This is a genomic window from Xylanibacter ruminicola 23 (assembly GCF_000025925.1).
Taxonomy (GTDB): Bacteria; Bacteroidota; Bacteroidia; order Bacteroidales; family Bacteroidaceae; genus Prevotella; species Prevotella ruminicola.
In genome coordinates, this window is record NC_014033.1 from 1,315,023 (window position 1) to 1,338,264 (window position 23,242).

The following is a 23,242-nucleotide window of genomic DNA, read 5'->3' on the forward strand; positions in this document are numbered from 1 at the left end:
CAACGCGACCTCCTAATGTTTAAGCCATATTGCCTTTGCAAGTACAGTCAGGATTACAATTCCAAGCATCGCAATCACTCCAAGGATCGCAGTATTGCCGAAGTTCTTCTACTCTGTCTCCTCCAACAATGCCACCTAAAGCAGCATTCGTTAGACGATTTTCAAATGTAACATGTGCGTTACTTTTCTCAACGAAATCAATCTTTTTCATCTTATTGAAGTTGAATTAATAAATTACATTATGGTGAAGCATTTTAAGTCATAACACCACGATGACCCATATTTTGTGCACTAATATGCTTTATATGTTAAACAGTATTCTGCATAAGAAATCCCTTGGCCTCATCTGGTTTAGGACGATGATGTCGGTATAGTCGGTGGTGTAGTGACGGCGGTAGTTGCGTGTGCCGAAGAGGTTAGAGCATAAAAGTCCTGCCTCGAAGGTCTTGGCGCGATAGGATATGGAGAGATCGCTGAAATAATTGGTAGAAACGGATTTATCGTTACTATGATAGAGTTCATTCGTCCATTCTATCTGCCATTTGCCTGGCAATATGAACACTTTTAACTCATGGTTCCACGATTGAAGTGCATTTGTCATCGACTGGTGGCTGTAGTGGTAAGCAGACTCTTCCTCTATGGAGAGCCAGCGAGTAGGCTTCAATGAGAACCGCAGCGAGGCTCTACCGTTGCGGGTATGCTGACGAGCAAGAGAGTGATTGATCAGCAGGTCGTAATTGGTCCATGAGTAACTTCCGTTCAGTGTTATACTGAGCTTTGCCCAAAAGATGGATTTTCCCAAACTGCCAGAAAGGCTATAGGTCTCACGGTTCTGACGGAAATCGGTAGCCTGACGAATATAGACATTATTCACAAGATGACTCTGATAGATAACGGCATCACGCAGATTGCTGTAACCAGATGTGAATCTACTGAACATACCTGTCATCACATTACGATAGCCTAATCCTATATTTGCCGTTTGTCCCGTGGTGTTTTCAAACTGTCCTGAGCCTTGCTGACAAGAGATGTAATCGGTGTAATAAGGCTGACAGGTGATAGTGGTGATGTCGCTGGGAGTCCATCGGTAACTGTAACTGCCGCTGATCTCAAGTTTGGAAGTCAGACTGTAGCGGATGAAAAGGCGCGGCTCGGCAAGGAAATTCTGGCTGTTCTTCTTCTGATACTGACGCATGAGCCAACTAAGCCGCCCGTTCAGGCTGATGGTCCATGCTCCTTCACGATAACTGATTGACGGCTCCACGTATGGCAGGTATTCACTGTAGCGGTCTTTGTTGTTCAGTGTCAGCCACTGCGTTTTTGTTTCAAAACCTGCCTGCCATGTCACTTTTAACTGCTTGATGCTGTGTTGATAATAGGCGTATGCATTCCAATATAGCATTTGTTGAGTGATTTGCTGAGTGCTGTCATTGGTTAGAAGTAACGTGCCTGGCAGATAACTGTAACTAAACAATGAGGTGACGGAATAACTTTGCCCATTCTTCAGTTTATTGATGAGTTCGAGGTTATCCACGATGTATCGTTTGCGAGGCTCAACCCATTGAGGCGTCGGGCGTTCGTTTAATATTGAAAGTCCCTCATTCTTGTTAAAGTCAATATAGCCTTTTAGTGTGTTCGACAGATATTGTTTATCGTGGTTTGCCTTATAGAGCAGTTCTGCCTGCCATTCGCTACGGGTACTTGTTGCTGTCTGTTCCTCAGTGATAATGGCAGAGTCGGCATCCAGATAGACGGTCTGCCTGTCCTGTTGCTGTCGGCTCCGGTCATAAAGCCCTGTCACTTGCAGTTTCAGATCATCGTCCTTTTTCGTCTTGAACAGCCAGTTGGTGGCGGCAATATAGGTATCATTGAACTTGCTCCTTCTCGCATCGAGACTTGGTGCCCCCAGATTAATATTGTTCAATATACCATCCTCTGTAGGAGCAGTCTTGTCGAACTGCGTCAAATCGGCAACTTCGTGCTCAATATCCTTGCCAGTATTGTTGGCCTTTACCATCGAAATGCTCTGCTTTTTGCGTCCAAATACCATCTCCAGCCATTGAGCATCGCGCAACCAGTCGTCGCCATAACCTGTAGCCACATCTATCACACCCTGCCATACATTCTTAGCTTCGTCTTTCAGTACCAGATTGAGTGCAGCCTGTTCAGAGAACTTTATATCTTTGAGAACTTTCACGGGTTGATGATTCTCATATACCTGTACGCTCTTCACTTTGTCAGCTGAAAGGTTTTCACTCGCCATCGCATACTTACCACCCAGCAAGTCCATTCCTTCTATATAGAACTTGTTGATAGCCTTGCCCTGATACCTGATAGTACCTGATGGGAGAACTTCCAATCCCGGCATTTTAGCTATTACATCGGCTATCGAACGGTCCTGTTTCAGTTTAAAGGATTCTACGGAATAGGTCAGCGTGTCGCCTTGCTCGCGGATGCGCTGTGGCGTTACTTTCACTTCCTTTAAGGCAATGGCCTGTTCTTGCATCTTGATGGTCTGGCCATTCTTATAATCTTTCAGCGGAATCACCACCTTGCCAAAGCCCATCATCAGAAACTCAACACTCTTCGCCTCTTTCCCTTGCGGAATGGTCAACGAGAAATGTCCATCCTGCCTAGCCCTTGCAAATGCAACGACAGAGCCGCCATCCCCTTTTGCCACGACGGAGGCAGACACAAGCGGTTTCCCACTCTTGTCCGTCACCCGCCCTGTGAAGGTCTGCGCTTTACCAGTGAGAGAGACTAATATAATAAGGTATAGCAGCAAACGCTTCATTTTTTCTTTTTAGTAGAACTTTTCTTCTGCGGATATTTCTTCTTGACATTAACACCTGGGAACTTCTCGTAGAGGATACGTGTCTTGGGAACTATCTTAACTTCATTTCCCTGAGGATCCCACATCCTTGTTACCTGCCCCGACATTCCTGTCATTTGAGAAAAATGAGCAGAAGGATCCCAATACTCCAACATCATAATTTCAGCAACACGTTCTGGCATATATGTGTCAATGACACCTGATTTCGGTGTCTTCATTTTAATATCATGCCCATCACCTTTCTCTATACCGATACAATTGAAACGGAAACAGCCTTCTGAATCAGATGCGTATAGTATCAAACCCGGCAAGCCGCAAAATTTCCACGGACCATCACTATATGGCAAGCCAAGTGTGTACCATACCGTCCATGTTCTACCTCTGAATGTGGTAATAGCTTTGTGGCAAGTATATTCGCATACAATGGTATCACCCTCTTGGAGTTGCCAATCAAACAGCCCATCAATCTTATCGCGACAAGAAATCCAGCCAGGCATGTGAACAAATTGCATATAGCCACTTTTGGGGGTGTTTTTAAACACTTCATCCCGCATAGAAGCATAACCAACATAAGGATTCTTAACCCTTTTGCTAACAACGTCACTTTTGTTTTTTGCCAGGAACTCGCCAATAACACTGACAAATTGCGATGAATTTTCCCCAATATCCAAACGCATCAAGTCTTTCTCCTGTTTGGGTTCTTCCTCAAACTTTTGATAATAAACATCATAAGTCACTGATAGAATAGTAGAATTACTTGCATGACTATTCATCATTATCAGATATGAAGGAATAGTCATTTTTAATATAATGTTAAAAAAAGGATTCATACGCATACAATCGCCTCTTTAATGAGAGTATGCCAACTAAATAGGCATACTCTCATTTGTTTAACAGGTAATAAATGCCCAATCGCCATAAGCATCATTTAAAACCTCAACAGCATCATCAACAGATACAGCTGATTCCATTACAATCTCTTTGGACCAGCCGCTTTCAACGTCAAGGACAACGCATTTGATTTTTCTTCCACCATTCACATTGTTCATCTGAGCCTTGCTCATTTTGAACATTTCTAAATTTGTTTTGTTCATCTTGAAAAAAAATTAATTAAACTTAATTTGTTAACTCTCATAGGTGAAAATTAAGGTCATATCACCAAATTGACCCATATTTTGTGCACTAATATGTTAATTACGAAGATTCCTATGGAACAGATACTTGAGAGGTCCTATTATCCTTTCTGCTACACTAAGGTCATCGGTGATAATCTCCCCAACTCCAGAAAGGTCGCCAGTCTGACGAATTGCCTTGCCGTATGATGTCGTTTGGCTATTCTGTAGTTCAAAGGTCGCTGTATAGATGTCCTCATCGGGCATCAGTGCAACAGAAGTTATACACCCAGTCAGAAAACCATACTCCAAATAGGGATAACCATCTAGTTGAATATTGACCCGCTGACCTATCTTTACCTTGCCAGAACCTGCAACAGGAATCTTTGCCTTGCCTATTGATTGTTCCTTGCTGCTGCTGATAACGGAAAACGCCTTGTCGCTGGAAGTGATGTTCTGGTTTATCTTCCACAGGTTGTTATATGACACGAATCCTTCTATAGGACTCTGAAGCAGATATGTCTGTTTCCACTCTCTAATAGCCGTCCTTGTGCCCTCCCATGCTGACCAAAGTATAGTCTCCTGCTGTTGTCGTTCCTGTTCTTTTTGCAGCTTCAGTTCTGAGATGGTGTTATATATTTGTGCCATTTGGATTTTGGCATTAGCCAACGATGAGCGTATCTGTTCGGCAGACATATTACTGCTAAGTAAGGATTGTTCGGTAGATTCCAAGTCAGAAGTGGAAGTTAGTCCTTTGTCGTGGAGAGTCTTTTCCCGTTGATAGTTTTCGTTACTTAGGAATTTTATACGTTGGCTATAGCAAACCAGTTTCTCAATGGATTCTACATATTCCGAGTAAGGCCTTAGCTGTGCTTCCTCTGCGGCAATGCGCTGGTCATAGAGATTCTTATTCACAAAATTATTATAATCAGTGATTGCCTTGGCTAATGTCGTATAAGTACTCTGGATACTGCCGAGATGTGCATCATCAAGATGGAGGTTTATTCCTTCTCCATTTTCGAACAGTACGGACAATATGGAGTCAAGTTTCAGCACATCCTGAGTATTGGCAGGATTTTCTATCACCGCTATCACATCACCAGCATTGACATGTTGTCCGTCTTGGGCGTACAACTCTTGCAATCTGCCAGATGTTTTAGCCACAATCCATACAGGCGGCTCTGTTTTTGTGATTGTAACAGTGCAGGTAATCGTATCTGGGTATTTAAATATAAAGCATCCGATGAACAGAACCAGCAATATACCGCCAATCACTGACGAGCCAACGCTCAGCAGTGTATGGGGAGGTGTTGACAGGATCTCCTGTACGTCCTCACTTCTTATAATACTATCCTTATTTCTCTTGGGCATCGTGCATTATACATTTAATTGGTTCTTGACTAAAGTGTAATATACCCCATGACGGCAAATCAGTTCTTCGTGGGTGCCCTGCTCGCAAATCTTTCCTCCTTGTAGCACCACGATTTTATCGGCATCTCTCACTGTGCTCAGACGATGGGCGATGACTATAGCTGTCCTGCCTTGCATAAAACGGTTGAGCTTTTCCATTATCAGGTACTCGTTATTGGCATCAAGCGAGTTTGTGGCCTCATCCATAAAGATGAACTCAGGATTCTTATAGACGGCGCGAGCTATAAGGATACGCTGTTTTTGGCCCATGCTTAGTCCATGGCCCTCAGCTCCTATCTTTGTATTATAGCCTAATGGCAAATCCTCGATGAAATCTCTGATGTTGGCTGTTTCTGCTGCTTCACGCATTCTGTCTTCATCAATCCGCTCTTCTCCTGGGGCGATATTTCGGGCTATAGTGTCTGAGAAGATGAATCCGTCCTGCATCACTGTACCGCAGTGCTTACGCCACTCCCGTTTGTCATAGTTGGCAATATCCGAACAGCCCAACACTACTTTCCCCTTGTCTGGTTCATAGAAACCTAATATCATCTTAAGCAGTGTGGTTTTTCCGCTGCCACTAAGACCTACTATGGCAGTTGTCTTACCTTTAGGAATTGCCAGGTTTATGTCATCAAGTGTAGGCACCTCGTTGAGTTTGTCGTATCTGAATGTCAGATGTTCTATCCTAATGTCTGCATTCTTGATATCTGTAATCTTGGTCTTGCCTGCAGGGCGTTCGTCGTCTCTGTTATAGATTTCCTGTAGTCGGTCTAAACTCAATTTGGCATCCTGATATTGACGGACAAAACCTATCAGTTGGTCAACAGGACTATTCAATTGTCCAATGATATATTGGATGGAAAGCATCATGCCAAGAGTGATGTTTCCTTTTATAACCAATGCCGCAACAAGGGCTGTAATAATAGCATTTTTCATCTGATTTATCAACACGCCACCCGACTGCTGGTATTGTGACAGGGCTAGCCCTTTGACGGTAATCCTGTATTTTCGAGCCTGTATATGCTCCCATTCCCAGCGTTTCTGCTGTTCGCAGGCATTTAGTTTGATTTCCTGCATGCCACTCACCAGTTGCACCATATTACTTTGATTGGCCGAATTTTGTGCAAACATCTTATGGTCGAGAACAGCCCTCCGTTTCATGAAACCCCATACCCAGGCAATATATAAGCCACTACCGATAAAGAATATAAAGAATATCATCCAGTTATAGAATAGGATGACCAGTCCAAAAATGATGATGTTGACAATGGAGAAGAGTGTTGACAGACTGGTACTGGTCAAAAACTCTTGTATTCTAGTATGATCATTGATGCGCTGAAGAATGTCGCCCGTCATCTTCGTGTCAAAATAGGCGATGGATAGGCGCATTAGTTTGGCCAGATAGTCAGATATCAGCGAGATATTCACCCTCATGCCGATATGAAGCAATATCCAGCCTCGGATAAACTCCACAGATGTGCTACTGATAACGAGCACCATTTGGGCTATCAGCACTAAATAAATATAGCCTAAATTCTGATTGGTAATACCGAAGTCAACGATAGACTGTGTGAGAAATGGCAGGATAAGCTGTATCAACGAGCCTGTAGCTAATCCGATAAAGAGTTGTAGAATCAGTTTCTTATATGGTCGAAGATACTCAAACAGGAACAGCATGCTTCGCTTATTCTTTTTGTCATCGTCTTCATCTGAATGACTATAGAAATCTGGTGTTGGCTCCAGACAGAGCACAACACCTTCATCTTCGCCATCATTTCTGCCAGATAGCCAACATCTTTTAAATTCCTCTTCTGTATATGTTACTTTACTGCCTGCAGGATCTGCAACATGAAACAAGTGTCCATTCTTATTTTTTTCTATCCGATAGAGTACCACGAAGTGGTTCTGGTTCCAGTGGATGATGCAAGGCAGGGGCACATCCTCTATCAGCCGTGAAATAGGAATACGTAGCCCTATGGTATGCATTCCTAGTTTCTCTGCGGCTTCACTGATACCCAGCATCGACACCCCCAGTCGGGAGATAAAACAGTTCTCCCGCAGATATTGCAGGGAATACCGCCTGCCATAGAATGCGGCTACCATCCTTAAACAGGTCGGGCCGCAATCCATGGCATCATGCTGGGTATAGATAGGGAAAGACTTCATGATTTTAAAATGTATTTCAGATCCCCTATATCATAGACCTCCGGCAATTCATGACCATCTACAACAATTGTCGGAGTTCTTACTATTTGATTCCTCTCACAATAAAGTCTAACCTCTGGGGCTTTTGCTGCTAATGATACAATTTTGACTCTGGCTATTTGGCTTAATTGGGAAATGGCTGCCTCAACAGTTTTGCATTTTTTGCATTGGGGGTGAACAAAAACGGTTATTGTATCTGTTCCATTTATCCCACTGCATTCTGCATAATTGTCACTAATTTCTTCAAGTTCTCTTTCCTGCGACAATAGCCATTCAAAGAGTCCCCTTCTATACAGCACCGACAAACGATTCCTCAATGAATATGTCTGCCGAGAAAGACTCACGTTGCGGACTGTAAAAGACCATATCAAATAAGATATTAAAACAGAGAATATAAAAATATAGGGGGTGCCAACCTTTGGTAATGGTGCATTAGTGGTTATAAGAATGGTGTCTAACCATGTAATTAGGTTGACTGACATACAGTACAAGCAAACCTTGTGGATGACAGTTATTTGATACACTACCGAATAGACTGTAAAACAACAGCCAATTATTAGGAGTATCAGTGAAAATGTCTGCCATCCGTTGTTAGAAATCAATACAAGGAACAGTTGAGTAGAAAAGAAGAAAAAGCCCAAGTCGCTCAATCGAAGAAATCTCCAAAATCTGCTACCCTTGGAATCAAGTACACTTTGACAATCTATGAAACGTCCGATTTTACAGTATCTTCCTGTGGAATTACTTTCAGAATAATCCTTTCTGAGTAAAGAAATCGAAACCCAGATGCCAATGAGAGACAAAAACACATGACTCATAGTGAAAAGGTTTGGTTGTAATAACATCGCAAATGCGACGACTATGGCAGAGAAAATTAGCTCTAGGTGACTATTGCATATGTTATCAATGGCATCACGTAGCCATACATAGTTATATATAGGTGTGGCATTAGTTTTTTTAGCGGCTAATACTACACCGTCCCATTTGGGCAAAGCCTTTTCTTTTTCATTGTCATTTGTAATGATTGCAAACCCCTCCTTACTATTTGAAAGCACCATCAAGTATGGATAGTCCAACTCCTTTAGATATTCTTTAGGAAGTTGATAGACACTATTGTCAATGTGCAATGAATCAAGTGAATCGCTTATTCCTCTAAGTGTTGTACCAACTGGAGTGTCAAGCAATTTTCGGACTACAGAGTAAGGCACCTTAATGCCTAAACTCTGTAGAAATTGGTGTAATGCCCATTGTACTTGATTCATCCGTAATGCGTTAAAGGTTAATGTAACCGTAGAAACAATAACAGCCACGAACAATCTGGAGTTCATACTCCCCAGAGAGATATGACGGCAACGTTAAACTTGTGGTCTCGTCAGTTATAACCACCATGTATTCCACATCGCCGTCTTCGTTTAGTAACCGGAGAATGCAGCCATCACAAGATGTAGCAAAAATCAAATTGTGCCCTTCAAGACTGACAGAAGGAATTACAACAGGACTTCTCTTAATTGGCTTTTGATCTTCTGTCGGGTCTGTAAGTGATACCTGAAGAAACACTTCATCACATACGTGTTGCACTTTGGCATCAGATAAAGATGCCGATAAAATCAATACTAAAGCTAAAATACTTCTTTTCATTTCCTTTGCATATTTGTATTTTTCTGCAAAGGTATCTCAACATAATTATTCAACCAAAAATCTGAGGCTTTTTCGTTTCGTCAAAATTCGTTGAGAAAGAAATTGCCCCCCCCCTAAAACCTATTATAACACAATGAGTTACAAAAAATATTCGTCAAAATTCGTCAAGAGCGATGAAGCCTATTTATGAGGTTATTTTTAAGCGAATGAGCATCTTTCTTTCCATAAAGTTTTTCATTAGCACGTGATTTTGCATTCGATACCGTTGAGGCAAAAGAATCTGTCATAAGTGATATGTTCTTTTCTTGGATATCAAGAATAAGAAGAATGCATATGCGCTGTTCTAATTGTGATAAAGATCTACCTTGTCCAAAAGACTTATATGTAACTGGGATGTCTTTGCTAAATTGAGATATCAATAAGTTCCATTCAGTCCCTGTTGGCTTAATTCTTTCAGATTTGCTGGTTGCTTTCTTAATAAACTGTTGTGCGATGGCACTACCGAGAAAATTTTCAAGATTATCAATACGTGTGATGTCATTTGCATCCTTTTTATTGTTGTTCTTAGCCTCCAGGAATTCTATTCTTTTTGACAACTCAATCTCTTGTTTTTCTTTAATCGCTATTATACTCTCATAGTCTTTTTCCTTTAATATCCTTAATTCCTCCTGAATAGCATTTCTTTGGGATTTTGCACTATTAAGTGTTTCTTCTAATTCGGCTATTCTTGCCTTTTTTTCTTCCTGATTCTTTCTATACAGCCAAACAACGACAATAATAACTATTAATAAAACTATTGTTGCAAACGAGATAAGACTAAGCAGATATAGTCTATCTTGAGCCTTTTCTCTTTCTTGTTCAGCCTCTTTTTGACTTCGGCTGTAGTTATAAAGAGAAGACATCTGGTGAATTGCGTCTGTCTGCATCTTATTATGCAAAGAGTCTTGTGCTGCCTCATATAAGCGGGAAAAACAATTCACAGAATCAATATTATGTTTTTCTCTATATATGGATAGTAATCCTTTGTATCCTTCTGAAAGATATCCATATTTGATGGCTTTACGGAAATAATATTCTGCAGAACCAAGTTGGTTGATAGCAAGTTCATATAGGCCTTTTGTATAATAGTAATGTTCACGGCCTTTGGCTATATTCCCATACTCGTCAAACAATCCAGACTCTTTTTCGAATATATCCATCGCATGTTTTGCCTTGGTCAAATCACCACGTTCTAAATAAATAGATATTGAAACGACTAATGCATCCGCAGCTTCTTGGTGTTCCCCCAACTGTTTCAATGACGAGTATGTATTATTTATTAGATTTAGCACACTATCCTTTTTGTTAAGAAGATAATAAGGCCTTATAAGCTGCTCTGTTTCCATAATATAATCTTTAAGATTCCCATTCCTACGAATATACTCAACATAATGCCTCAACGCCCATATCTCATCATGAGGAAGATTCTGCTTATGGAATATTCGGGACATTTGTCCATACACGACTGTTAAAGTTCTAAAATCACAAGATGTATTGGTCGTGTCAGCCATAGAAATGGCATCATAATAAGCTTGTAATGCCTCTGGTGCCTCTTCCATATCGCTATAAGCCCGTCCTAACAGATAATATGCAAGCATTATTTCATTGGCATTTCCGTTGTCTTTATAATAAGCAACAACATCTTTGATAATCGAATCTGATGTGAATTTTATACCCGATTTATTTTCAGCCTTTAGTCTTATGAGTTCATAATGCATCCTGTCACCTTTTCCCCATTCATTCTTGTCAGTATCGAACTTACTTAGCAACGTAAGTGCGGAGTCTGGGTTATCATCGGCAATTTTACTGATCTCATCTAATTGCGCCATCATCTTTCTGCCATTGCAACTACACAATGCAGCAATCACTATACCTAAATATATAAATGTCAGTTTCTTCATCTTTTGTCAAACCATTAAGTAATATCCATTTGCTATCTTCTGATATTATTGAGTGCAAAGGTACAAAAAAGAATCGGAAAAATTTGTTTTTTCACTTTTATTTAACGGTTCTGACATAATAAAGTGTCCACAGAATTTGGTTATTTCAACAATTCTTCTTACCTTTGCAGCGATGAAGGGTCATTAAAACGGCTGGTGGCTCGGAGTCACGGGTTCTTTGAAAGCAATTCAATGCAGAACGTGGAATTGAGAACGGTCTCCAAATCGTAACCCGCGACATTTCCCAATCCCCCGAACTGCCTTTATACAAAGAAAGATTGCTTTTTCTATCCAAAATTAATAAATAATTTTGGCACTAACCACACTAATCCCATTTATTTTATGAAAAATCGCGTAATTAGTGCCATAAATCAATCCTTTACCTGCTTTTTCGAGGTCATGATGTTCAAAACCATGTCATCGGTTTTACACATGGCCTCGGCACCAATGCTGGTAAGATTGTGGATGCTCTTGTCAACACAGTCGTCCACGATACCTTCGTCCTGCGATACGCATTTGCCCTCCATAGCCAGCAGTGCTGACAGCAAAGCCGTGCTGACGCCACTGGTAATCTTCAACGAGCACGATGGTTTGGCACCATCACAGATCATACCCGTCAGATTGGCAATCATATTCTTTACAGCATAGCAGATACGCTCGTAGTCGCCTCCCATCAGGTAGGTAATGCCACAACTTGAACCTATCGAGGCTACCACACAACCGCAGAGTGCCGACAGCTTTCCAAGACTCTGTTTGATATAGATGGCCGTCAAATGACTCAGCATCAGGGCACGCAGCAGTTCCTCCTCCGTATTCTCGTTTTCTTTGGCATACACACATACGGGGTTTGTGGCACAGATGCCCTGATTACCCGAACCTGAGTTACTCATCACGGGGATCATGGCGCCACCCATACGGGCATCACAAGCCGAAGCTGTTCGCGAAATAATGTGCGAATAGATGCTGTTACCGAAGATGCCTTTGGCCAGCGGACGATCGATGGTCTTACCCAGATTATGACCGTGGTTGCCCTTCAGCGCTTCGCGGGCAGCATTCATATTGTAGGTGCGTGCCTCCTCAATAAAACGTATCTCGTCCAAAGGAGCGGTAGTTGCAAAGTCGTACACCAGTCGCATGTTCAGTGCTATCTCGTCATCTTCATCGCTCGCCGCAGTCCTGGCGTAACTGGCATCACCCGAAACAAAATGGGTATGACTGCCTGCGATGATAGCCGTTTCCTGTCGGTCGCCTGCCGATGCAATAATCTCAATGTACAGTTTGTCGCACTTTCCATCCTTTAACCGGATGTCAATTCTATCCTCCGTGATATATTGTTTGCCCTCTTCAAGTGCCTCAGGAGTAAGGTCCTTCAGCACCTCCAACTGGTATTCGCTCTTGCCTATGAGCGCACCCAGGGCGATGGCAATGGGAAGTCCTATCATACCTGTGCCTGGAATACCAACACCCATAGCATTCTTTAGGATATTGGCACTCAGCAGTGCCACAATCTTTTCTGGTTTACAGCCTAACTGCTCTTTAGCTTTTGCCGTACACAGTGCCACCGCCATCGGTTCGGTACACCCGATAGCAGGCACCACCTCTTTATGCACCAAAGCTATTATCTGTTCGCGTATATCTTTACTTATCATAGATTTTTAATAATTTGGTTGCAAAGATACGAAAAAATCCCAAAGCATGTTAATTCTGCCTTGGGATTTATGATTTATTTATCGTTTATATTATCGAAGCAAGTGCCACTACCTTCCGTTTGGTTTCCTCGGTCTTCTGCTCGTCAATCTTGGCAGTAACAAAGCCCATGTTCTCTACCTTCCAGTAGTTGCAGATATCGCGGAACTCGGCTTTAGCACCATCATATACACCAGGCGAGTACGACGATATCAGCAGCGCCATCTTCCTCACGTTGGCTGGCTTGTTTACGCAGTACATGCGCTGGATAGCAGCCTGAATCTGTGCACAGATTGTAAAGTAGTAGATGGGTGCAGCCAGTACAATTACCTCGGCCTCGTTCATCATGGGACAGAGTTCCTGCATGTCGTCCTTCTGGATGCAGGTGCCGTTGCCCTTCGTATGACAGTACTCGCATGCCAAGCAGCCTGCAATCTTCTTTTTAGCTACGTTCACCAGTGTCACCTCATGACCTGCTGCCTCGGCAGCCTTCTTGTACTCTTCCGCCATCCAAGCGGTGTTTCCATTAGCTCTTGGAGAGCCTTGTAAAATCAAAACCTTCATAATCGTAATTGTTTAGTTATTATAATATTGTCGCAAAGTTACAGCACAACTTCCATGGTTATTTTCTGTACTTTCATGCCCATGTTTTTGTAGAAGGATAATGCGGCATCGTTGCCATCCCATACATTCAGGGTGATGTTGTTACAACCAATCGATGCGGCGTAATCGCGCACGTATTCGTACAAGGCCTTGCCCACATGCTGGCCGCGTGCATTTTCATCTACACAGATGTCATCTATATACAGTGTTTTGATGTCCTGCAGCAACTTGTCGCCCTTTACTTCGTTTACCATGCAAAAAGCATGACCTAACACTCCCCCATCTTCGAAAACAAAGATAGGTTTGCTATCATCACCCATCAAGGCCTCCAGCTCCTGCTCGTTATACTTGGTGGTATAAGGCTTAAACAAGTCGGGGCGCAACACATGGTGCACCATGTTTACCTGATGCAACAGTTCAATAATACCTGGTATATCTTTTAATTCTGCTCTTCTAATCATCGTTTAAATTAATTAATTATTTAGCTAACTCTTTTTGCATCTCCAGTCCTATCTTGTTCCAATAAGGTAGGTGCTACTTTCGTCCCTTGAACGTATAACCAATACCTTCAACCGCTGTGCGGATGGCCTCTTCGGTGGCAGTACCTTTGATAGTAAGGGTGTTGGCAGATGCACTGGCCTTAGCTTTCTCAACGCCAGGCAAATCCTCAACGGCACGAACCACGGCAGCCTCGCAATGACTGCAATGCATGTCCTCAACGCGATAGATGGTTACATCGGGGGCTAACGTTTTTTTGGTGGTAAACTTGCTAAAAAACTTCATCATAAGCGCAAATATAATTAATAATGTTAATACTGTGGCACAAACAATCTTGAACACACTTGGCATAGCCGATTCATTCATGCAACAAGCATCCTGAACGGCAACGGCAAAGTCGAGCCCCGTAGCATTGAGCAGCAGGCCGAAGAGAACGGCAAAGCCTACGATGGTCATCAGATAAATCGATGTAAAACGGCGCCCCATCGACTTATGAACCACCAGGATTGATGCGAGATTAACGGCAGGCCCTGCCATCAGCATCACTAATGCTGCACCAGGCGAGAGCCCCTTCATCATCAGCGCGGCTGCCACGGGGATGCTACCCGTAGAACAGATATACATCGGCACTGCAATGATCAGAATCACCAGCATCTGCAACAATGGCTGACTGCCGAAACTGAGGAAAAACTCATCAGGCACAGCCACCTGAATCAGCGCTGCTACTATCAGTCCGATAAGCAGTCGCAGACCGATGTCGCGAAGCATATCGTAATAGGCATATCGCAGAACACGCCAAATTCTGTTTCCACTTTCCACCTCACACGAACAGTTGTCGATGCTGGAGATATCATCTTCGCGAACCAGTCGGTTCACCAGCAGTCCACCACAAACACCGGTGATAAGTGCAGCCACAGGACGGATAATGGCAAAGCCAAGTCCCATCAGCGAGAATGTGGCCAAAATGGAGTCGATACCCGTCTGTGGTGTGGCAATCAAGAACGAGGCAATGGCTCCCTTCGAAGCCTTCTCGTTCCTCAAACCAATAGCAGTTGGGATTACTCCGCACGAACACAACGGCAGTGGCACACCTAACAGCGCCGCCCAAAGCACCGAAAACTTATTGTTACGCGAAAGATAATTTGCATAAAACCTCTGCGGCACGAACACGTGCAGCACGCCTGCGATGAAGAATCCCAACAGCAGGTAGGGAGCCATCTCGCAAACTACATTCAAAAGCGATATAAAGAAACTCTGTAAATCCATCTATCAATATTACGGAAAGTGCTATTCACTATAGTTATGATCCACTACGACAACCACTTGCTGGTCGGGCACTAACGGCTGAAGTTCTGCGGTAAGCTGACTGATAAAGGCTGCCTCGTCGTGGACGGAGATATCAGGCACAACATCTACAGACAGATACTTCCTTTTCTCTGAATAGTAGAAGCCATGCACCTGTACGATGTCCTTGTGGGCTGCAAGGGTCTGTGTCACCGTTGCCTGCAACTCGGCCCGCTTGTTATCGCCCGTAGCGATGGCATATACGCCAACAGTCATGATAATACCATGCTTCACATACATCTGCGTAGAAATCCGTCGTGTCAGTCCGTGAATCTCATGGGCTGTCATCGTATCATAAACGTTGATGTGCAGCGAACCAATCTTTACGTCTGGACCGTAGTTATGCAGTATCAGGTCGAAGACACCATGAACTCCCTCAAAGTCTGCGACCTCCTTCTGAATCTGTTTGGCGAAATCTGCCGAAATGCTCGTTCCCAGCAGTTCGTTGACAGGCGAAGCCAGCATCTCGATACCAGCCTTGATAATCACAACCGAAATCAGTGCACCCAGAATACCATCCAGCGATACACCCCACAGCAGCATAACACCAGCCGAGATAAGCGTTGCCAGCGTGATAACGGCATCGAACAGCGCATCAGAGCCGGAGGCAATCAGCGCATCGCTCTTCAGTTGTTCGCCCTTCTTCTTCACATACTGGCCGAGGATGAGTTTTACCACAATGGCCACCACAATAACCACCAGTGTCGTCGTAGTGTATTCTGGCTCCGTAGGGTCGAAGATTTTCTTCACCGACTCGATGAGCGAGGTGATACCTGCCGACAGAACAATAACGGCAATGATGATGGCGCTGAAATACTCGATGCGGCCAAAACCAAAGGGATGCTTTCTGTCGGCAGGACGCTGCGAGAGCTTGGTGCCTACGATGGTGATGACACTCGACAGTGCATCGCTCAGATTGTTCACGGCATCCATCACAATAGCTACACTACTGGCCAGTATTCCTACAGCGGCCTTAAAGCCAGCCAACAGCACGTTGGCTACAATACCAATCCAACTGGTACGGATGATTTCTTGACTACGATCCATTGTATCTTGTATTAAAGTCCAGTATGTGTGGGATTAATCTTTTTGATGATTCGGGCAGGATTACCGCCGACGACCACATTGTCAGGTACATCCTTTGTGACGACAGCACCAGCGGCAATGACGGCATTCCTACCGATGGTTACGCCTGGACAGATGATGGCTCCGATACAGATCCATGCATTCTCTTTGATGGTCACCTGTCCGAAATGAAACAGGTTGTGACGATCATAGAGATCGTGATCCACCGTTGCAATCTTAACTTCGGGGCCAATCAGTACGTTGTCCTCTATCACCACCTTCCCAGGCGAGAGAATGGTGGCACCTTTGTTGATAGTGACATTCTTGCCGATTGTCATCCGACATCCGCAGTCGCAATAGAATGGGGAGACGATAGCGACACTATCATCAATCTTGCACTGGAACAGTTCTTCCAACAGTCCCTTATAATCAGGATCAGTGGGCTTTTTGGCAGAGATTTTCAGGCACAGCTCATGACTTCTTATCATCTCACCCTCCACGTTGCGCATACGAGGGTCGTTCTTGTAGCCAGAACCCGTAGCATCTATGATATCAAACATACCTTATTGTTTTTATTATTTGGCAAATATACGAATAAGTGATAACAAAATGGTATTAATTAACATTATTTAGGATATGCCAGGTACCAGGTCCCTGACATATACGAGAAGAAAATCCCAAGGCAAAAACGCTATGCCTTGGGATTTAATGATTTTTATTTACTTGGGCTGAAGGTCGGCGTACTCCTGGGTTACGTTCTCGATGCACGGGCAGGCCTTTTGCGGATTAAGATCGTGGTGCCCCACGATAACCGCACGGGGATAGCGGCGATGCAAATCTGCCAGTAGTGTGCGCAGAGCCGCCTTCTGTTCCGGTGTACGCGTATCAGCGGGTTGTCCGCGGGCATTCAGTCCTCCTTCGTAGCACACACCGATGGAGTACTTGTTATGGTTCATGCAGTGAGCCCCAGCCAGCCATTCCGGTCTACCCTGCTCTATCTCTCCGTTACGACGGACCACGTAATGGTAGCCAATGCCGAGTTTAAAACCTCGCTGGCGATGCCATGTATCTATCTGGGCTGCCGATGAAGTCTGCAAGGGTTTCACTGCCGAACAATGAAGAACAATCATTGTTATCGACCGCATGACTGTACAGCAATAGTTCCCAGAACTGTTGTAATCACTGTTGCTGCAAATCGCAACCACTTAGCTACTCTATTCCAATTTACTTTTATCATAAAATTACTACAAATTATTAATTAATTATTTTTCCCAACCTCCTTAGTCCTCCTTATCTTAAGGAGTTTTCCATCACCCCCTAGCCCCCTCTTCATAAGATGGGGTCTCGACTCTTTTCCCCACCCCTTTCCCTATCCCAGGAAAAGGGGCTTTAGTTGATTCCGAGGGAAAACCCTCTCCATCAAAGTTTTGGTATGGCTCTCCAGCCTTTGCCCCTTCGGGGTTCGCCATATTTTGCTTAATGGGGGCCAGCCCCCAAACCCCTTATAATCTATACCATGTTCAAGCACCGAGGGTATTAGGGGCGAGCAGCCCCTATTAGACAATATAGGCCGAAGTCCCGGCCTGCCAAAACATAGCATGGATTTGGGTTTCCCCAAATTCAGGATTTAAGTCCCTTGCCAAAGATTGGCGAGGGGTTTGGGGAGTGGTTTGAAGCCCTCCTTAGGATGAAGGAGGGTTGGGTGGTTGTGACCCCTGCAGGGGGTACCCTGCTAACTTAATCACCAATAGGCTCGTGACTTGAGTTACCGCCTCCACCGGTATTACCACCTGAGGTATTACCGCTGCCACCGGTATTGCCACCGCCATTACCAGTAGATGGTGATTCGCTCTCGGTGTTCATGGAGTTATCATGTGTCTCCTCGAACACCACATCCTTCAGCAGGGAGATGGCCGTAACATACTTCTGCTTAACGGTGCCATCCGTGCGCTTCTGCTGACCAACCACAACACGCTCTGTCTCAGGCTGGAACAGGATGCGACGTGTAGTGATGGTTGAAGCCGAACACTCATCAGCCTTTGCCACACCGATGCTCGAGAAACCAACCTTCAGGATACCGATGCCCTCCAGCTTAATCTTCTGTCCCATCTCAAAGAAATGCTTCATGGCCTCGCCCAGCTCCTGCAGCACAGCCTTGATATCGCTCTTCTTAACCGAGGCCTGACGCTGGATAAAATCAGCAATCTCGTCGGTACCCACAAAATGGTTGTCGTAAACTGCAGTGGCAAAATACTTACCGTAAGCCTTCGCATTGGCGCGGTTGTTGTTCTTAAGTTTAATAAACTTCTGACTCATTTTTAATGTTTAATCTTTAATGTTTAATGTTCTCGGCAGCCGAGGTAGGTTGTGGGTTGCTCAGATAGTCTGTGTGTGCTATCCGGATAGTCTTTACCAGGTGTTCGGATAATCCCTATAGGGGTATGGAGATAATCTGAACGAGTGGTTCGTGACGTCTGAGCGAGGCATAAGTGCCATCCCCACGGCTCATCTTGCTTACCGCTTACAAAGATACCACATTTCGGAGAGCGTTTTGTCTGCATATTCAGCACTATCCGTACAATCGGCAGATTCTGCATTAATTTAACATTCATTCAAATAAAATCGATTTTTTTCTTTGTTGCTATCATAATTAATCGTATATTTGCGCAATATAACCATCTTACTCTATTAATTATTTTACAATCTATGGTGACATTCTTGGTTATTTTACAACTGTTTATCGTATTGGCCCTTATATTTATCGGCGCCAGGGTTGGTGGAATCGGACTGGGCATCTACGGTATGGTGGGTGTGTTCATACTCGTGTTTATCTTCGGCATGCATCCCGGCAAGGTACCCATTGATGTGATGCTGATCATAGCATCGGTAATTACGGCTACGGCGGCGCTGCAGGCTGCTGGTGGCTTGGATTACATGGTAGGATTGGCAGCCAGGTTCCTGCGTAAGCACCCTACACACATTACTTATTATGGTCCGCTCACCACCTGGTTGTTCTGCTTGGTAGCAGGCACAGCCCATACCTCTTACTCGCTGCTGCCTATTATCTCGGAGATTGCCAAGAATTCTAAGATACGTCCGGAGCGCCCCATGACGGTGGCCACCATCGCGGCCTCGTTAGGTATCACAGGTTCGCCCATGTCGGCGGCTACGGCAGCTGTTATATCCACCGACCTGCTTGGCGGACAGGGCATAGAACTGAAGGATATCCTGCTGGTGTGTATCCCAGCCTCGCTGATAGCCATCCTGGTGGCTTCGTTTGTGCAGAACCGTGTGGGCAAGGAACTTGAAGATGATCCCGAATACCAGCGCCGTGTACGTGAAGGACTGATTGACCCGGAAGCCGAAGCCATGGCGATGGCACAGATGGAGCAGAGTCCCAATCCACGTGCCAAGTGGAGTGTGCTGGCATTCCTGTTGGGCGTTGTGCTAGTGATTGTTTTTGGTAGCGCTCCTTCGCTGCGTCCATCGTTCGAGGTTGACGGCGTGGTTACCCAGCTATCGATGCCTGAGACCATCGAGATACTGATGATGTCGATGGCAGCAGTGATTCTGCTGGTTGGTAAGGCCAGTGTGAAGCAGGCTGTGAGCGGCAATATATTCAGTGCAGGTATGAATGCCATGATAGCCATCTTTGGTATTGCCTGGATGGGCGACACCTTCTTTAATGGCAACCTGGAGTTCTTTAAGAGTCACATAGCCGACGTGGTAACACAGTATCCGTTCCTGTTCAGCGTGGCCCTGTTTATCATGAGTATCATGCTGTTCTCGCAGGCAGCCACGGTACGCACGCTCTTCCCGCTGGGTATTGGCTTGGGCATTCCGCCATTGGCACTCGTGGCTATGTTCCCCGCTGTCAACGGTTACTTCTTCTTCCCCAACTATCCTACCGAGGTGGCAGCCATCAACTTTGATACCACGGGTACTACCCGTATCGGCAAGTACGTGCTTAACCACTCGTTCCAGCTTTCGGGCTTTATCACCACTTTTGTGAGCATTGGCGTAGGCTATCTTATTATAACATTCCTATATTAAACTTATATCGCCCCCACCCCGTTAGTCAATACACAGCCAGTACTTGATGCGCTCCACCATCTGGGCAGTAAACCCCGTATCACCGCTATGGTAGTGCAGGCGGTACAGATCGCGCAACAAGTCGGGGCACCTGTTAATATCGCGCCACAACTTTTTCATTCGGCTCTCAGGTTTAATGTTACCGGCATACAAAGCATCCGCCAGTTCTTGCTTAGAATAGTCTTTTACTTCTAACATAATTACTTATATTATTTAAAAATTTTACTATTTAACTTATTGGTATTCAGTTATTTATATATAATAGTGTGATTTTGTGAATTAGAGAAATACAAAGTTTTGTATACAAAAAGGGAAAATGTGCAACATTTTATTTTTTGTATGATAAAAGTTGCATATTACTAATTCACTGATTCACACTTTCGATCACAGAGGCAGTCCAAGTTGCTGATATTCAGCCGCTTCGTCGTCATCCGCCTCTTTAAATTCAAAGTTAAAATCTTCGGAGGCAATATATACTTGCTGATGGTCGAGCGGGATTTCAACAACCTTAAAGAAGTTGCCATTACGCTTATGCATGCTTTCATATCCCAGTTCGAGCATAATATCCCCTATCTTACGATTTGAGAAAAAGTTATTATGCCTGCCATAGTTTAAAAACAGGTTTATCATCTGCGAACTCATCAATTGATAAGGTTCATTCTTCTTTGGCTTGCGCAAACGTATCACAATCATCTGCTCTTCGGGGCTGATAACCCTGAAAGGCTCGTTAAGTTGCTTTACACGCTTCTCGTCGGCTTTCGAAAAGTAATACTTAAACCCCTCATAGTACTCCTTTTGTAGCTGAGCATACAACTGTGCGTAATCGATGGTCCACTCAAACGGACTGTCAATCTCGCTTAACTTAAAGCAAAGCCATCGCCGGTTACCGGTTGCATCTGTCAATATCTGTTGCTCGTTGGTTGATGCGCATAGCGAGGCTAAACGTGGTTTCTCCTCACGTGCGCGACCATATACAGGGCGCTCTTTTATCTTATCGGCAGTAACCAATGCTTTCAATTTAGCCAGCTCCGTTCCCTCAAAAGCCGACACCTCCTCGAGCTCTATCACACAGTGCTCCTGCATAGCTATACGATCGTCTTTCTGCGATACAGAGTTGGTGCGGTTCTCCATAAAATAGGATTGGAGCTGTGGTGGCAGCAGATGACGGAAGAACTCGGTTTTATACTTTCCCTGCGGACCAACGAGCGTAAAAATACAGTGATTCATTACACGGTCGTCGAGCCATGTGCCCACCGCAGCCACCATCCATTTATGAAAAGCCCAGTGCATGGCCTCCTGTGCCTCCTTGTCGGTCATATCCGGTGTGGCCGAAACAGCATGGATATGGTCGGATAGCTCTTTCACACGGTCGATACCATCCCACTCAGGTAGCAGCTTCATATATTGTCGGATGGGATGCACTTTCAGCGCAAAGTCGCTTTTATAAACAGCCCTCAGATGTTTCTCCTCTACACGCTTTCCTGTATCAAGTTCTATCTGATACATGCGGGTGTTTATCTCTACATCATCAACAGGTTGCCATTTGTCGGATGTTAATGGCGGCAACGAAGAAATCAGGTCATCATCATCATCCCCATCAGTTTCGGCGATATCATCCCTCGAGCACCATAGCAAGGCGTTGGTTAATATATTAAAGCAGCACACGATACGTTCGGATAGCCATTTTCTTATTTCGGGCAGTGTCATCAGTACGTTACCGCGTGGTTTCTCCATCCCGGGCAGGCGCCAGGTGCCATGCAGTGCTTCCTTTTTATAGCAATGACTGATGGCCCTGTCGCGCTCTTTCTTTGTGTGGTCGCGCCACTCTACATCGGCAAACTTCACAAGCTCGTCTTTCGGCACACCGTAACGGTTAAACAGGTAAGCGGCATGCAGTATGTAATCGTGATGGTGACCAGGCTCATAGCGTATCTGTTTCTGCGACAACTGCTGCTCGATATGTTGCCACGCCTCTTCAGCTTTTACCTCGAACGATTTAGCATCGTAAACCTTACGGGGACGGCCGTGTTCCTGATGCTCGCAGTTCTGTTCCACTATCATATCGTCGGAAATAACGAAAGGTACGGCCTGCTCGTTAAAATACACATCGGGATCGCCAGCCAAACACGACAAGCGTGTAAAATCGCTGTTGGCCTTATCGTAAGGGTGCTGTGCCACGGCAGCCAGATACTCATTACCCTTGATAAAAGCGCCCTGCCACGAGGTATCATCGATACGTTTTCCACCCTCGCGCTCGTAACAATAGATGATGTGCAAACCTAATCCGCCTATCGAGCGATACATCAACAGTACATGCGGATCCTTGGAGAGCCGCTCGATGGCGGCCTCCAATTCTTCCACACTCTCAAAATGATCGATATCACACAGGGCAAGCCTCGTCCATCCACAGGCCTGCGCCGCACTATGTCCTAACCCACTAAAATTTACTGCCACACCAAAGGCAGGCTGCAGTTGCGATTTGATATAACTATCAGCCTGCTTTTTGCCCATCGCTGCCATTGTTTTACGATAGCTAACGGTATTGGCGGCAACAATTTTATCGTAACGTATAAAGTGTACAATCTCATTTAGAGTTTTAAGTACGTTAGAGTAGCTTGTATGGTTAGCAAATAGTGATACCTTTAGTTTGTTAATATCCATCATTTCAATAACTTTTTATAGCGTTTATAACTGCGCAGTATGGTGTTAACCCGTTTGCTGCAAACAGGATTATCAGCCAGATTGGTAAACGTGGCCAGAATAACAGCCAGTTT

General features: G+C 44.5%; 20 protein-coding genes. 1 reads left to right on the plus strand and 19 read right to left on the minus strand.

Translation table 11 applies throughout. From position 1 onward, the window contains the following. Nucleotides 1-19: 19 nt before the first annotated feature. The 17 genes from PRU_RS15815 to PRU_RS05890 all read right to left on the minus strand — a co-directional run bounded on the left by PRU_RS15815 (nt 20) and on the right by PRU_RS05890 (nt 18,692). A complete protein-coding gene (locus PRU_RS15815; RefSeq protein WP_143040064.1) occupies nt 20-211 on the minus strand; it encodes a hypothetical protein in 192 nt (63 codons plus the stop codon). Nucleotides 212-301: 90 nt separating this feature from the next. Beyond that, nucleotides 302-2,680, minus strand: coding sequence for a TonB-dependent receptor (locus PRU_RS05815; protein ID WP_224083027.1), 2,379 nt, complete (start codon nt 2,678-2,680; stop codon nt 302-304). Between the two features lie 110 nt (nt 2,681-2,790). After that, nucleotides 2,791-3,669 carry a GLPGLI family protein gene (locus tag PRU_RS05820; RefSeq protein ID WP_224083028.1) on the minus strand — a complete coding sequence of 293 codons (879 nt, stop codon included), beginning with the start codon at nt 3,667-3,669 and terminating at the stop codon, nt 2,791-2,793. 54 nt (nt 3,670-3,723) lie between these two features. Further along, on the minus strand, nt 3,724-3,927 hold the full coding sequence (locus PRU_RS05825; RefSeq protein WP_041385793.1) for a hypothetical protein: 204 nt from the start codon (nt 3,925-3,927) through the stop codon (nt 3,724-3,726). A 96-nt stretch (nt 3,928-4,023) separates the two neighbouring features. Further along, on the minus strand, nt 4,024-5,220 hold the full coding sequence (locus PRU_RS05830) for an HlyD family secretion protein (protein ID WP_177168150.1): 1,197 nt from the start codon (nt 5,218-5,220) through the stop codon (nt 4,024-4,026). A 102-nt stretch (nt 5,221-5,322) separates the two neighbouring features. Beyond that, entirely contained in the window at nt 5,323-7,524 is a 2,202-nt protein-coding gene (locus PRU_RS05835; RefSeq protein WP_013065603.1) for a peptidase domain-containing ABC transporter, read from the minus strand. Then, nucleotides 7,521-8,825 (minus strand): vitamin K epoxide reductase family protein, encoded by a 1,305-nt coding sequence (locus PRU_RS05840; protein ID WP_041385794.1) that lies wholly within the window; start codon nt 8,823-8,825, stop codon nt 7,521-7,523. The genes PRU_RS05835 and PRU_RS05840 overlap by 4 nt, the downstream gene beginning before the upstream one ends. 10 nt (nt 8,826-8,835) lie before the next feature. Further along, nucleotides 8,836-9,201, minus strand: coding sequence for a hypothetical protein (locus tag PRU_RS15820; protein ID WP_041385795.1), 366 nt, complete (start codon nt 9,199-9,201; stop codon nt 8,836-8,838). Nucleotides 9,202-9,365: 164 nt separating this feature from the next. Further along, a complete protein-coding gene (locus PRU_RS05850; RefSeq protein ID WP_013065245.1) occupies nt 9,366-11,141 on the minus strand; it encodes a hypothetical protein in 1,776 nt (591 codons plus the stop codon). Nucleotides 11,142-11,551: 410 nt separating this feature from the next. Further along, entirely contained in the window at nt 11,552-12,829 is a 1,278-nt protein-coding gene (locus tag PRU_RS05855; protein WP_013063127.1) for an L-cysteine desulfidase family protein, read from the minus strand. Between the two features lie 85 nt (nt 12,830-12,914). Beyond that, entirely contained in the window at nt 12,915-13,430 is a 516-nt protein-coding gene (locus PRU_RS05860) for a flavodoxin family protein (RefSeq protein WP_013063683.1), read from the minus strand. A 38-nt stretch (nt 13,431-13,468) separates the two neighbouring features. Further along, nucleotides 13,469-13,930 (minus strand): GNAT family N-acetyltransferase, encoded by a 462-nt coding sequence (locus tag PRU_RS05865; RefSeq protein ID WP_013065048.1) that lies wholly within the window; start codon nt 13,928-13,930, stop codon nt 13,469-13,471. 73 nt (nt 13,931-14,003) lie between these two features. Continuing rightward, nucleotides 14,004-15,233, minus strand: coding sequence for a permease (locus tag PRU_RS05870; RefSeq protein ID WP_013065567.1), 1,230 nt, complete (start codon nt 15,231-15,233; stop codon nt 14,004-14,006). 21 nt (nt 15,234-15,254) lie between these two features. Continuing rightward, nucleotides 15,255-16,358, minus strand: a complete 1,104-nt coding sequence (locus PRU_RS05875) for a cation diffusion facilitator family transporter (RefSeq protein ID WP_013063412.1) — start codon at nt 16,356-16,358, stop codon at nt 15,255-15,257. A gap of 11 nt (nt 16,359-16,369) precedes the next feature. Beyond that, entirely contained in the window at nt 16,370-16,936 is a 567-nt protein-coding gene (locus PRU_RS05880; protein ID WP_013064102.1) for a DapH/DapD/GlmU-related protein, read from the minus strand. Between the two features lie 159 nt (nt 16,937-17,095). After that, a complete protein-coding gene (locus PRU_RS05885; RefSeq protein WP_041385798.1) occupies nt 17,096-17,521 on the minus strand; it encodes an N-acetylmuramoyl-L-alanine amidase in 426 nt (141 codons plus the stop codon). A 592-nt stretch (nt 17,522-18,113) separates the two neighbouring features. Then, nucleotides 18,114-18,692 (minus strand): HU family DNA-binding protein, encoded by a 579-nt coding sequence (locus PRU_RS05890; protein ID WP_013063058.1) that lies wholly within the window; start codon nt 18,690-18,692, stop codon nt 18,114-18,116. Between the two features lie 390 nt (nt 18,693-19,082). Here PRU_RS05890 and PRU_RS05895 point away from each other — a divergent pair, with 390 nt between their 5' ends. After that, nucleotides 19,083-20,429 carry an anaerobic C4-dicarboxylate transporter family protein gene (locus tag PRU_RS05895; RefSeq protein ID WP_013063687.1) on the plus strand — a complete coding sequence of 449 codons (1,347 nt, stop codon included), beginning with the start codon at nt 19,083-19,085 and terminating at the stop codon, nt 20,427-20,429. A 21-nt stretch (nt 20,430-20,450) separates the two neighbouring features. On the opposite strand, the gene PRU_RS05900 is transcribed toward PRU_RS05895, so the two are convergent. Then, nucleotides 20,451-20,666, minus strand: a complete 216-nt coding sequence (locus PRU_RS05900; protein ID WP_013065491.1) for a DUF4248 domain-containing protein — start codon at nt 20,664-20,666, stop codon at nt 20,451-20,453. 186 nt (nt 20,667-20,852) lie between these two features. After that, entirely contained in the window at nt 20,853-23,132 is a 2,280-nt protein-coding gene (locus tag PRU_RS15255) for a VapE domain-containing protein (RefSeq protein WP_013063516.1), read from the minus strand. Nucleotides 23,133-23,242 lie beyond the last annotated feature (110 nt).